Source organism: Staphylococcus sp. MSU001 (assembly GCF_052976705.1).
Genome location: NZ_JBRIKK010000012.1, coordinates 38105 through 51599, shown reverse-complemented (window position 1 = coordinate 51599; position 13495 = coordinate 38105). Strand labels below are relative to the sequence as shown.

General features: G+C 33.7%; 14 protein-coding genes. All 14 read left to right on the top strand.

The features are described 5' to 3' along the window. Positions 1-186 precede the first annotated feature (186 nt). The 14 genes from fdaB (at position 187) to upp (ending at position 13476) form a co-directional block, all read left to right on the top strand. Positions 187-1047 carry a class IIb fructose-bisphosphate aldolase FdaB gene (fdaB, locus tag ACVBFA_RS07100; RefSeq protein ID WP_001829938.1) on the top strand — a complete coding sequence of 287 codons (861 nt, stop codon included), beginning with the start codon at positions 187-189 and terminating at the stop codon, positions 1045-1047. A gap of 355 nt (positions 1048-1402) precedes the next feature. After that, positions 1403-2662, top strand: coding sequence for a UDP-N-acetylglucosamine 1-carboxyvinyltransferase (locus tag ACVBFA_RS07095; protein ID WP_002447801.1), 1260 nt, complete (start codon positions 1403-1405; stop codon positions 2660-2662). A 427-nt stretch (positions 2663-3089) separates the two neighbouring features. Further along, on the top strand, positions 3090-4517 hold the full coding sequence (locus ACVBFA_RS07090; protein WP_002475465.1) for an aldehyde dehydrogenase family protein: 1428 nt from the start codon (positions 3090-3092) through the stop codon (positions 4515-4517). Positions 4518-4820: 303 nt separating this feature from the next. Further along, a complete protein-coding gene (gene rho / locus ACVBFA_RS07085; RefSeq protein ID WP_002447799.1) occupies positions 4821-6137 on the top strand; it encodes a transcription termination factor Rho in 1317 nt (438 codons plus the stop codon). A 117-nt stretch (positions 6138-6254) separates the two neighbouring features. Beyond that, a complete protein-coding gene (locus ACVBFA_RS07080; protein WP_001829959.1) occupies positions 6255-6512 on the top strand; it encodes a type B 50S ribosomal protein L31 in 258 nt (85 codons plus the stop codon). A 287-nt stretch (positions 6513-6799) separates the two neighbouring features. Next, positions 6800-7399 (top strand): thymidine kinase, encoded by a 600-nt coding sequence (locus ACVBFA_RS07075; protein ID WP_002447798.1) that lies wholly within the window; start codon positions 6800-6802, stop codon positions 7397-7399. Beyond that, positions 7399-8475 (top strand): peptide chain release factor 1, encoded by a 1077-nt coding sequence (gene prfA / locus ACVBFA_RS07070; RefSeq protein ID WP_002447797.1) that lies wholly within the window; start codon positions 7399-7401, stop codon positions 8473-8475. The genes ACVBFA_RS07075 and prfA overlap by 1 nt, the downstream gene beginning before the upstream one ends. Beyond that, positions 8462-9298, top strand: coding sequence for a peptide chain release factor N(5)-glutamine methyltransferase (prmC, locus tag ACVBFA_RS07065; RefSeq protein WP_002496988.1), 837 nt, complete (start codon positions 8462-8464; stop codon positions 9296-9298). The genes prfA and prmC overlap by 14 nt, the downstream gene beginning before the upstream one ends. A gap of 42 nt (positions 9299-9340) precedes the next feature. Next, on the top strand, positions 9341-9487 hold the full coding sequence (locus tag ACVBFA_RS07060) for a hypothetical protein (RefSeq protein ID WP_002447795.1): 147 nt from the start codon (positions 9341-9343) through the stop codon (positions 9485-9487). After that, a complete protein-coding gene (locus ACVBFA_RS07055) occupies positions 9463-10506 on the top strand; it encodes an L-threonylcarbamoyladenylate synthase (RefSeq protein WP_002447794.1) in 1044 nt (347 codons plus the stop codon). Before ACVBFA_RS07060 ends, ACVBFA_RS07055 begins: the two co-directional genes overlap by 25 nt. Further along, the gene (locus ACVBFA_RS07050; RefSeq protein ID WP_002447793.1) at positions 10503-10922 is read left to right on the top strand and encodes a low molecular weight protein arginine phosphatase; all 420 of its coding nucleotides are present in this window, start codon (positions 10503-10505) and stop codon (positions 10920-10922) included. Before ACVBFA_RS07055 ends, ACVBFA_RS07050 begins: the two co-directional genes overlap by 4 nt. A 108-nt stretch (positions 10923-11030) precedes the next feature. After that, positions 11031-11555, top strand: coding sequence for a TIGR01440 family protein (locus ACVBFA_RS07045; RefSeq protein ID WP_002447792.1), 525 nt, complete (start codon positions 11031-11033; stop codon positions 11553-11555). Between the two features lie 24 nt (positions 11556-11579). Next, on the top strand, positions 11580-12818 hold the full coding sequence (gene glyA / locus ACVBFA_RS07040; protein WP_002447791.1) for a serine hydroxymethyltransferase: 1239 nt from the start codon (positions 11580-11582) through the stop codon (positions 12816-12818). Positions 12819-12846: 28 nt separating this feature from the next. Beyond that, on the top strand, positions 12847-13476 hold the full coding sequence (gene upp, locus ACVBFA_RS07035) for a uracil phosphoribosyltransferase (RefSeq protein WP_002458713.1): 630 nt from the start codon (positions 12847-12849) through the stop codon (positions 13474-13476). The last annotated feature ends 19 nt before the right edge of the window (positions 13477-13495 follow it).

Below are 13495 nucleotides of genomic sequence, written 5' to 3'. Positions count from 1 at the left end.
AAATAATCCTAGGTAGATATGCAATATGTGAACATTTTTCGAAATGTATTCGCTTCCAAAAACGTAAAAACAATTAATTATGAAAAATATCAATATTAAATAAAATATTCGAATGCAATCAGTATATATTTTTGATATAATGACGTTGAAAAAAACGTGCACTGATGCACTCAAGGAGGAACTTTCATGCCTTTAGTTTCAATGAAAGAAATGTTAATCGATGCGAAAGAAAACGGTTATGCGGTTGGTCAATACAATCTTAATAACCTCGAATTTACACAAGCTATTTTAGAAGCGTCTCAAGAAGAGAATGCGCCAGTTATTCTAGGTGTTTCTGAAGGGGCAGCTCGTTATATGAGTGGCTTTTATACAGTTGTGAAAATGGTAGAAGGTTTAATGCATGACTTAAACATCACAATCCCAGTAGCAATTCATTTAGACCACGGTTCAAGCTTTGAAAAATGTAAAGAAGCAATTGATGCTGGATTCACATCTGTAATGATTGATGCATCTCATAGTCCTTTTGAAGAAAATGTTGAAATCACTTCTAAAGTAGTTGAGTATGCTCACGATAGAGGCGTTTCTGTAGAAGCTGAATTAGGTACAGTTGGTGGACAAGAAGACGACGTAGTTGCTGATGGCGTTATCTATGCAGACCCTAAAGAATGTCAAGAACTAGTAGAAAAAACTGGAATTGATACTTTAGCACCAGCATTAGGTTCTGTACATGGACCATATAAAGGCGAACCTAAATTAGGATTTAAAGAGATGGAAGAAATTGGTGCTTCAACTGGATTACCTTTAGTACTACACGGTGGTACAGGTATTCCGACTAAAGATATTCAAAAAGCTATTCCTTATGGTACTGCTAAAATTAACGTGAATACTGAAAATCAAATTGCGTCTGCTAAAGCAGTTCGTGAAGTATTAAACAACGACAAAGATGTGTATGATCCACGTAAATATTTAGGACCAGCACGTGAAGCTATTAAAGAGACAGTTAAAGGTAAAATTAGAGAATTCGGTACTTCCAATCGCGCTAAATAATTTAAATATCTTTGTTATTGGTCATTGAACATAAGTTCAGTGACCTCTTTTTATGCTATAATAATGACAGACAATTACATTTTATGGTTACAATATTCAATATTGGGAAGATTTCATATAATAAAATAGCTTACAAACGAATAATTAACAAAATAAATGATTAACTGAAAAGATAAGTGGTATTAGTTCATTGACTATTCTTAGTCGTAATTAGCAATCTTTATAAAAAGCAAAATGATGCTATAAATAAATTGTATTTATTGTAAAAATAAGTATTTTACAAATAAAGTAAAATTATCTTATAATGCTAATAATGTGATATTTTAAAAAGAAGGAAACAAAGGAGAAAAGTGATATGGCTCAAGAGGTAATAAAAATTAGAGGTGGACAAACACTAAAAGGAGAAGTAGAAATTAGTGGAGCAAAAAATAGTGCAGTTGCTATTATCCCCGCAACTTTATTAGCTCAAGGACAAGTAAAGTTGGATGGCCTTCCTCAAATCTCTGATGTCGAAACTCTAGTAAGTTTGTTAGAAGATTTAAATATTAAAGCAAGATTAAATGGTAAACAATTAGAAGTGGATACTACACAAATAGAGAATGCACCTCTACCTAATAATAAAGTTGAGTCTTTACGTGCTTCTTATTATATGATGGGTGCAATGCTTGGTCGTTTTAAAAAATGTGTAATTGGATTGCCGGGTGGATGTCCACTCGGACCAAGACCTATTGACCAACATATTAAGGGGTTCAAAGCATTAGGTGCAGAAATTGACGAATCTAGCAATACATCCATGAAATTAGTAGCAAAAGAACTTAGAGGCGCTCATATATTTTTAGATATGGTAAGTGTTGGAGCGACGATTAATATTATGCTTGCGGCAGTTCATGCTAAAGGTCAAACTGTTATTGATAATGCAGCCAAAGAACCTGAAGTTGTAGATGTTGCGAACTTTTTAATGAGTATGGGTGCTGATATTAGAGGAGCTGGTACAACATCAATAAAAATTAATGGTGTTGAGGAACTAAAAGGTTCAGAGTATCAAATTATTCCAGATAGAATTGAAGCTGGTTCTTATATGTGTATGGCCGCAGCAATGGGTGAAGAGGTCATTTTACATAATATAGTCCCTAAACATGTTGAAGCTTTAACTGTTAAGTTAAAAGAGTTAGGTGTAGATATTGAAATAGAAGATGAAAAAATTATCATTCGTAAACAAACACCGTATAAAAATGTAGATATAAAAACGCTTGTTTATCCAGGTTTTGCAACTGATTTACAACAACCTATTACACCATTATTATTCATGACAGAAGGGCCTTCATTTGTGACTGATACTATTTATCCAGCGCGTTTTAAACATGTAGAAGAATTACAGCGTATGGGCGCTAATATTAAATCGGACGAGGGAACAGCTGTAATTAAACCTTCGACACTTAATGGCGCTGAAGTATATGCAAGTGATTTACGCGCAGGCGCTTGCTTAATTACTGCAGGTTTAATAGCTGAAGGTGTGACAACAATATTTAATGTAAAACATATTTATAGAGGATATACTAACATCGTTGAACATCTTAAAGCACTTGGTGCTGATATTTGGACGGAAACGGTTTAATTCTTAACACAATTTTTAAATTAACAACATTTATATTTGAGTGATATGAAATAGTGAGTGTATCAGAATTCAAGTTAAATACGTTGTTTCTCTGCAACAAATCCCAAACTTATAATGTTTGTAAAATGATCTGATGAATTAATCTAATTTAGGATGTTTAAATAGAGTACAATAAAGATTGATTTAAGCGCAATTTAAATTTAGTGATTGACTTACTTATAAGTTAAGAAAGTCTGGGACATTATTGTCTCAGGCTCTTTTTGATTCGAAATCAAATTTGAGAAATGTAATTTCATATTTCAATTATAGTAAGCGCATTTTAGTAACTAGTATTTATTTAAATCAACCTGTGAGCAAGTTATGTTTATTATCTGTAAAAATAGGATAGTATATGTATATAAGTTTTCTAAGGAGTGAATATAATAAGATGAGAAATTTCACTAAACAATATATAAACGGTGAATGGGTTGATAGTGCAAGCGGCGAAACTATTGATGTTATTAATCCTGCAACTGAAGAAGTAATGGGTAAAATTGCTAACGGTAACGAAGAAGATGTTAATAAAGCTGTAGATGCTGCAGATAAAGTATATTTAGAATTTAGACATAGTTCTGTTGATGAAAGAAGAGAACTTTTAGATAAGATTGTAAAAGAATATCAAAATAGAAAAAATGATTTAATTGAAGCAATTACCGATGAACTAGGAGCGCCTTTATCAGTTTCCGAGAACGTTCATTATCAAATGGGATTGAATCACTTTACAGCTGCAAGAGATGCTTTAGATAGCTTCCAATTTGAAGAACAACGTGGCGATGATTTGGTTGTTAAAGAAGCCATTGGAGTTGCTGGACTTGTTACACCTTGGAATTTCCCTACAAACCAAACTTCACTTAAATTAGCTGCTGCGTTTGCTGCTGGAAGTCCTGTTGTTCTAAAACCATCTGAAGAAACACCATTTGCTGCAATTATTTTAGCAGAAATTTTTGATAAAGCAGGCGTACCTAAAGGTGTGTTTAACTTAGTTAATGGTGATGGATCTGGAGTAGGAAATCCTTTAAGTGAACATCCTAAAGTAAGAATGATGTCATTTACAGGTTCTGGTCCTACAGGTTCAAAAATTATGGAAAAAGCTGCAAAAGACTTCAAAAAAGTGTCTCTTGAATTGGGTGGGAAATCACCTTATATCGTATTAGATGACGTTGATGTTGAAGAAGCTGCTAATGCAACAACGAAAAAAGTTGTTAACAATACAGGGCAAGTTTGTACTGCAGGAACACGTGTACTTATTCCTGAAAGTATTAAAGAAGACTACTTAACAGCAGTTAAAGAAGCATTTAGTAAAGTTAAAGTAGGTCAACCAAGAGAAGAAGGAACTCAAGTAGGTCCTATTATTAGTAAAAAACAATTCGATCAAGTTCAGGATTACATTGATAAAGGTATCAATGAAGGAGCAGAGTTATTCTACGGCGGTCCTGGTAAACCAGAAGGATTAGATAAAGGTTATTTTGCGCGTCCAACTATATTTATTAATGTAGATAATCACATGACGATTGCACAAGAAGAAATTTTCGGACCTGTTATGTCTGTAATCACTTATAATAATCTTGACGAAGCTATTGAAATTGCTAATGATACGAAATATGGTCTTGCTGGCTATGTTATTGGTAAAGATAAAGATACATTGAGACATGTCGCTCGTTCAATCGAAGCTGGTACAATTGAAATTAATGAAGCTGGTAGAAAACCAGACTTACCATTCGGTGGTTATAAAGAATCTGGCTTAGGTCGTGAATGGGGCGATTATGGTATCGAAGAATTCTTAGAAGTAAAATCAATAGCTGGATATTTTAAATAATTAGTAAATTAAATTAAAAGTTGCAATTAAACAAAACACGGAACTAATTTTGTTCTGTGTTTTGTTTTTTATGTTAAAATTCCTAAAATCATTTTGTAATTAAAATGAAAATTTGCTATAGTTAGTCTAGTAATTAGAAGGTTGAGAAATATATAAACGTATAAATATAGCTATAATGTGACTTTTTATTATTGACAGTCACATAAGTATCAAGATAAACATCTATTATTTGGTTAAGCTAACTATACGTTTATTATTTTTGAACTTCGTAAAATAAATAATTAATGAAATGGGTGCAAGTCTATGCCTGGTAGAGAACGAACATCTCCGCAGTATGAATCTTTCCACGAATTATATAAAAACAATACTACTAAAGAGCTCACTCAAAAAGCCAAATCTTTAAAATTAACTAATTACAGTAAATTAAATAAAAAAGAATTGGTACTTGCCATTATGGAAGCACAAATGGAAAAAGATGGTAATTACTATATGGAAGGAATATTAGATGATATTCAACAAGATGGATATGGTTTCTTAAGAACCGTTAACTATTCTAAAGGTGAGAAGGATATTTATATTTCTGCAAGCCAAATTCGACGTTTTGAAATAAAACGTGGTGATAAAGTAACGGGTAAAGTTCGTAAACCAAAAGATAATGAAAAATATTATGGTCTACTTCAAGTTGATTTTGTGAACGATCATAATGCAGAAGAAGTCAAAAAGCGTCCTCACTTCCAAGCTTTAACACCTCTTTATCCTGAAGAAAGAATCCTATTAGAAACGCAATCTACAAATTATTCCACTCGTATAATGGATTTAGTCACACCAATAGGTCTTGGTCAACGTGGTCTTATTGTTGCACCACCTAAAGCTGGTAAGACAAGTTTATTAAAAGAAATCGCTAATGCAATAGCGAGTAATAAACCTGAAGCGAATTTATTTATCTTACTAGTAGGTGAGCGTCCAGAAGAAGTGACGGATATTGAAAGATCGGTTGAATCTGCAGAAGTCGTTCATTCGACTTTCGATGAACCACCAGAACATCATGTTAAAGTTGCTGAATTATTATTAGAGCGTGCAAAGCGATTAGTTGAAATTGGAGAAGATGTAATTATACTTATGGACTCCATAACACGTTTGGCTCGAGCATATAATTTAGTCATACCACCTAGTGGACGTACATTGTCAGGTGGGCTTGATCCCGCTTCATTACACAAACCTAAAGCGTTTTTTGGTGCAGCACGTAACATTGAAGCTGGGGGAAGTTTGACAATTTTAGCTACTGCTTTAGTTGAGACAGGATCTCGTATGGATGATATGATTTATGAAGAGTTCAAGGGTACAGGTAATATGGAATTACATCTTGATCGCAAGTTATCAGAACGTAGAATATTCCCAGCGATAGACATAGGTCGTAGTTCAACACGAAAAGAAGAGCTATTAATCACTAAAGCGGAATTAGATTCATTATGGCAATTACGAAATTTATTTACCGATTCAACAGACTTTACAGAACGTTTTATTAGAAAACTTAAGCGTTCGAAAAATAATAAAGAATTCTTTAAGCAATTGCAAAAAGCAGCTGAAGAGAGTACTAAAACAGGAAGACCAATTATTTAAACTCGTAGATTAAGGGTTGCGTTTTCCATATATTACTATTATAATTACACAGTATTGGGTAAAAAAACTCACAAATAACTCTGTTCCAGATGGTTCAGGGCAAAGGAGCTGAAAAAAATGAAACAAGGAATTCATCCTGAATACCACAAAGTTATCTTTTTAGATACAACAACAAACTTTAAATTTTTAAGTGGTTCTACAAAAACATCTTCAGAAACTATGGAATGGGAAGATGGAAATGAATACCCAGTTATTCGTTTAGATGTATCATCAGATTCTCATCCATTCTATACTGGACGTCAAAAATTCGCAGCAGCGGATGGTCGTGTGGAACGTTTCAACAAAAAGTTTGGACTCAAATCAAACAACAACTAATTTTGGATTTCAACTGTCTACTTTCCCGTTTGGGTATTGTAGACAGTTTTTTATTATAGAGTTTCGTTGAATCATCAACTCTATATCAAAGCTCTTTATATCTATAAAATCTATCGATAAGTATAAACATTTATAGAGATGTGTAAAATCTTTTATAGATTATTCGTTTAATTATTAAATTTCATAATACACCTGTAAATTATGATTCTTACTTTGAAAATACATTTATATACATAAAAAATATGATATAATTAAGCGATTATGTTTTGAAAAAGGTGGAACTATCAATGTATGAAACGTACCATTCAGGTTGGATTGAAACCATAACAGGAAGTATGTTTAGTGGAAAATCTGAAGAACTTATACGTCGCTTAAGACGTGGAATCTACGCTAAACAAAAGGTGGTTGTTTTCAAACCAGCAATTGATGATCGTTACCATAAAGAAAAGGTCGTCTCACATAATGGTAATGAGATAGAAGCGATTAATATATCTACAGCTCAAGAAATTTTAAATCATAAGCTAGAAGAAGTAAACGTCATCGGAATTGATGAAGTGCAATTTTTTGAAGATGATATTGTCAACATAGTTGAAAAATTAGCCGAAAACGGGCATCGTGTTATTGTAGCAGGTTTAGATATGGACTTTAGAGGAGAACCGTTTAAACCTATGCCCAAGTTGCTCGCAGTTAGTGAACATATTACAAAGTTGCAAGCAGTATGTTCTGTATGTGGTTCACCCTCGAGTCGAACACAGCGGTTAATAAATGGTGAACCGGCAAAAGAAGATGATCCCATCATATTGGTTGGTGCAAATGAAAGTTACGAGCCACGTTGTAGAGCACATCATATAGTTGCGCCTAGTGAAAATGAGAAGGAGGAAATGTAGTGTTTGATCAATTAGATATAGTAGAAGAACGATATGAACAATTAAATGAATTACTGAGTGATCCTGATGTAGTGAATGACGCTGATAAATTAAGAAAATATTCAAAAGAACAAGCTGACTTACAAAAGACTGTTGATGTGTATAGAAGTTATAAGACCAAAAAAGAAGAATTACAAGATATTGAGGATATGTTAAGTGAAACATCTGATAAAGAAGAAGTTGAAATGCTAAAAGAAGAAAGTAGCGCTTTAAAAACAGAATTACCTGATATGGAAGAAGAATTAAAAATCTTACTTATACCTAAAGATCCTAATGATGATAAAGATGTTATTGTCGAAATTCGTGCAGCTGCAGGGGGAGATGAAGCTGCAATATTTGCTGGGGATTTAATGAGAATGTATTCAAAATACGCCGAGGCAAACGGATTTAAAACAGAAATAGTAGAAGCTTCAGAAAGTGATCATGGTGGATATAAAGAAGTGAGTTTCTCAGTATCTGGTACAGGTGCTTACAGTAAATTAAAATTTGAAAATGGTGCACATAGAGTCCAACGTGTGCCTGAAACAGAATCAGGAGGGCGAATTCACACTTCCACTGCAACTGTTGCTGTATTACCTGAAGCTGAAGATGTCGAAATTGAGATACGTAATGAAGATTTAAAAATTGATACTTATCGTTCTAGTGGTGCTGGTGGTCAGCACGTTAATACGACTGACTCTGCAGTACGTATTACACACTTGCCGACGGGTGTTATAGCAACTTCTTCTGAAAAGTCTCAAATTCAAAACCGAGAAAAAGCAATGAAAGTTTTAAAAGCGCGATTGTATGATATGAAATTGCAAGAAGAACAACAAAAATATGCTTCTCAAAGAAAATCAGCTGTTGGTACAGGCGATCGCTCTGAAAGAATAAGAACTTATAATTATCCTCAAAGTCGTGTGACAGATCATCGGATTGGTTTAACGCTTCAAAAGTTAAATCAAATTATGGAAGGACATTTAGACGAGATTGTGGAGGCACTCACACTTTCAGAACAAACTGAGAAATTGAAAGAATTAAACAATGGTGAATTATAAAGAAAAGTTTGCAGAAGCTAAGACAATTGCTATAAATGAAGGGTTTGAATCAACTCGTGCCGAATGGTTGTTTTTAGATGTTTTTGGTTGGTCAAAAACAGATTATTTAATTCATAAAGATGAACAAATGTCTTTGACATCGATTAACAAATTGGATAAAGCGTTGGATAGGATGGTCACTGGAGAACCTATCCAATACATTGTTGGATTTCAGTCATTTTATGGTTATCAATTTAAAGTGAATCAACACTGTCTTATACCAAGGCCTGAAACTGAGGAAGTTATGCTGCATTTTTTAGAATTGTGTAAAAAGACTGATACCATAGCAGATATTGGAACTGGAAGTGGTGCTATAGCAATTACGCTTAAGTTACTGCAACCTGAATTAAATGTTATTGCAACAGATTTGTATGAAGATGCTTTAAGTGTAGCTAAGCAAAATGCAAGTCACTATCACCAAAATATTCAGTTTTTGCGTGGAAATGCTTTAAAACCGCTAATTGAAAAAGATATAAAATTGGATGGGTTAATATCTAATCCACCATACATAGGTCATAGCGAAATAATAGATATGGAGTCAACAGTACTAAATTATGAGCCGCATCATGCTCTATTCGCTGAGAAAAACGGATTTGCTATTTATGAGTCAATATTAGAAGATTTACCATTTGTAATGAAACAAGGTGGACATGTTGTTTTTGAAATTGGTTATCAACAAGGAGATATCTTAAAAAGAATGGTTCAAGATTTATATCCTGAAAAAGAAGTAGAGATTTTCAAAGATATCAATGGAAATCAGCGAATTTTATCTATTATTTGGTAGTTAAACAATTTATACGATATTGTTTTTATAGTTGTTTTGTTTATGAAAAACATGACTTTCGATCAGCAACATAGCACGGGTGGAATTTTAATTCAACTTTTTGAAAATGAATTAAATTCTGCCCTTATTTCTTTACAGCATACAATCACAGAAGAGGTGAAAACATGCACACACAAATATGGGATTTAAGAATGTATAAAAATAATGTTAGTCAATATCCACATATTGATGAGATAAAACAAACTTTCCTAGATGGAGGTTTAGTAGCGATACCTACTGAAACAGTATATGGTCTTGGGGCGAATGCTAGAAACGAAGAAGCAGTCGAAAATATCTATGTTGCAAAAGGACGTCCGTCAGATAATCCGTTAATCGTCCATATTCACAGTATTGAACAACTCGATGATTTTGTAGAGCATATCGATGATAAGGTTAAAGTATTAATGGATGAATTTTGGCCGGGACCTATTTCTTTTATATTACCACTTAAACAGGGTTATCTTTGCAGTAAAGTGACTGGTGGATTAGAATCTATCGCTGTTAGAATGCCTAGTCATAAAATAGGGAGAGCATTACTTCAAATTGTAGATGAACCCATAGCAGCTCCTAGTGCTAATATTAGTGGTCGTCCGTCACCAACAACCTTTGAACATGTGAATAGAGATTTAAATGGCAAAGTCAACGGTATAGTTAATGGTGATCAATGTGAAGAGGGGCTTGAAAGTACTGTGATTGATTGCACACAGTTTCCGTTTCGTATCGCGCGACCAGGTTCAATTACACAAGATATGATAGAAACTAAACTACCGCATTCGATAAATCGTCAAATATATGAGGAAAATGAAAAGCCTATCGCACCTGGGATGAAATATAAACATTATTCTCCAGAAACCCCATTAACAATTGTTAAAGATTTAAATAAAAAAATAGCTAATGATGATAAATGGTCAAAAGTAGCATTTGTATTTCCACAGAGTCAAAGAAGTTTGATTCCCGAAAATAGCATTTTTATATCATTATGTGAAAATAAGGAAGATTTTAAATCAGCAGGCCATAATTTATATGAAATTTTACATGAACTTGACCAGAATGAAGAAATAGAAGAGGCATATATTTATGGATTTGAAGATAATCATCATACTGAAGCTATCATGAATCGAATGTTAAAAGCAGCAAGTTATAAACTAGTTAAAGGTGAAAAGCTATGAAAATAATTTTTGTATGTAGTGGCAACACTTGTCGAAGCCCACTGGCTGAAAGTATAGCCAAGTCCCTTTTACCAAACGATAGCATAGCTTCAAGAGGACTATTCGCAGTTGAGGGACAGGCCATATCTAAGGAATCGTTAGAATTAATTCATAAGTACGGTTTACCTGAACCATCGCTAGCACAAACTTTTCGTATAGATGATCTTGATGCTGATATTATACTTACCATGACGCAAGATCATAAAGACTTGATATTTTCTATGTATGGACGACAATCTAATGTCTTTACATTAAATGAGTATGTAGGTGACACACAGGAAATTGATGACCCATTTGGTGGCTCATTCGATGTTTATGAACAAACTTATATCAAAATTTATGATTTAGTCGACAAAATAAAATTTAAACACGAGTAAAGTAAAATATATATAATTAGTATATGTTAAGCTTTAAATAAGTTATAATTAAGGAGTATAGCAAGTTTGCTATGTTCCTTTTTATTTTTTACAAAGGGGTGGGTTCAAATGCGTGATTTACAGCAACTGCTTGATGAATTGAAAGATATGTCATTCTTTAACCCAGGCGAAATGTGTATCATTGGTTGTTCAACTTCTGAAGTTATAGGTAAACGTATTGGTTCTGTTGGATCGATGGACGTAGCTAAAGAAATTTATGAAAATTTGAAACAACTAGAGATTGATACAGGCGTGACATTTGCTTTTCAAGGATGTGAACATATTAACCGGGCAGTAACGATAGATAGAGCAAATTTCAACCCATTGACTATGGAAGAAGTTACTGTCATTCCAGACGTTCATGCAGGTGGTAGTTTATCCACTTACGCTTATCAACAAATGGAAGATCCTATTGTTGTTGAGCATATTACTGTTTCAAAAGGTATAGATATAGGTCAGACCTTAATTGGAATGCATATTAAACATGTGTGTGTTCCTGTAAGAACAAGTGTTAAACAAATTGGAGAAGCTATCGTTACCATAGCGACATCTAGACCTAAGAAAATTGGTGGCGAACGAGCTAAATATCAATAAATATTGTGGAAGAAGGGGATTCAAATGTCTTATATCGAGAAGAAGGATAAAGTTGTTTACGATGCTATTCAAAAGGAGTTTCAACGACAAAATAGTAATATTGAACTTATTGCATCAGAAAATTTCGTATCACAAGCAGTTATGGAAGCTCAAGGTTCAGTATTAACGAATAAATATGCTGAGGGTTATCCTGGACGTCGTTATTATGGCGGGTGTGAGCACGTAGATGTAACTGAGGCCATTGCCATTGATAGAGCAAAATCTTTATTTGGAGCAGAACATGTTAATGTCCAACCCCATTCAGGTTCTCAAGCTAATATGGCTGTGTATTTGGTTGCTTTAGAAATGGGCGATACTGTGTTAGGTATGAATTTGAGTCATGGTGGGCATTTAACTCATGGGGCACCTGTCAATTTTAGTGGTAAATTTTATCATTTTGTTGAATATGGTGTGGACCAAGAAAATGAATTAATTAACTATGATGAAGTGAGACGTTTAGCAATTGAGCATCAACCTAAATTAATTGTAGCTGGTGCTTCAGCATATTCAAGAACTATTGACTTTAAAAAATTTAAAGAAATTGCAGACGAAGTAGGAGCTAAATTGATGGTAGATATGGCACATATTGCTGGTTTAGTAGCTGCTGGTTTACATCCTAATCCTGTAGAATATGCTGATTTTGTGACTACTACAACTCATAAAACTTTACGTGGTCCACGTGGTGGTATGATTTTATGTAAAGAAGAATATAAAAAAGATATAGATAAAACAATCTTCCCAGGTATTCAAGGTGGTCCACTAGAACATGTCATCGCTGCAAAAGCTGTTGCATTTGGAGAAGCTTTGAACGACGATTTTAAAGATTATCAAAATCAAGTCATTAAAAATGCACAAGCTTTAGCTCAAACATTAATTGAAGAAGGGTTCAGAGTTGTATCTGGCGGAACAGACAATCATTTAGTTGCAGTTGATGTTAAAGGTTCTATCAATATGACTGGTAAATTAGCTGAAGAGACACTTGATAAAGTAGGAATTACATGTAATAAGAATACTATTCCATTTGATAAAGAAAAACCGTTTGTAACAAGTGGTGTTAGACTAGGAACACCTGCAGCTACAACTCGTGGTTTTGATGAATCTGCATTTGTGGAAGTAGCAAAAATTATTAGTTTAGCATTAAATAACTATGATAATGATACTAAACTAAATGAAGCTAAAGAGAGGGTTCACGCACTCACATCTAAATATCCATTATATAATTAATAGATATACACATTGGAGGAAAATGATTATGAGTAAAGTACATGTTTTTGATCACCCATTAATACAACACAAACTAAGTTATATTAGAGACGCTCACACTGGAACAAAAGAGTTTAGAGAACTTGTAGATGAAGTCGGTATGTTAATGGCCTATGAAGTAACTAGAGACTTAGAACTGCAAGATGTTGAAATACAAACGCCTGTGACTAAAATGACAGCTAAACGTTTGGCAGGTAAAAAGTTAGCAATTGTACCTATTTTAAGAGCTGGTTTAGGCATGACAGATGGTGTGTTAAGTCTTGTTCCTGCTGCTAGGGTAGGACATATAGGACTTTATAGAGATCCAGAGACTCTTGAAGCGGTAGAGTACTTTGCGAAAATGCCTCAAGATATCGATGAACGTCAAATTATTGTGGTTGATCCTATGCTTGCTACTGGTGCTTCAGCTATTGAAGCAATTTCTTCATTAAAAAAACGAGGAGCTAAAAGTATACGTTTTATGTGTTTAATAGCTGCCCCTGAAGGCGTTGAAAAAATGCAAGAAGCACACCCAGATGTAGATATATACATTGCAGCATTAGATGAAAAATTAAATGACAAAGCGTATATTACACCTGGTTTAGGTGATGCAGGAGATAGATTATTCGGTACTAAATAATAGATTCGGAGATAGATAT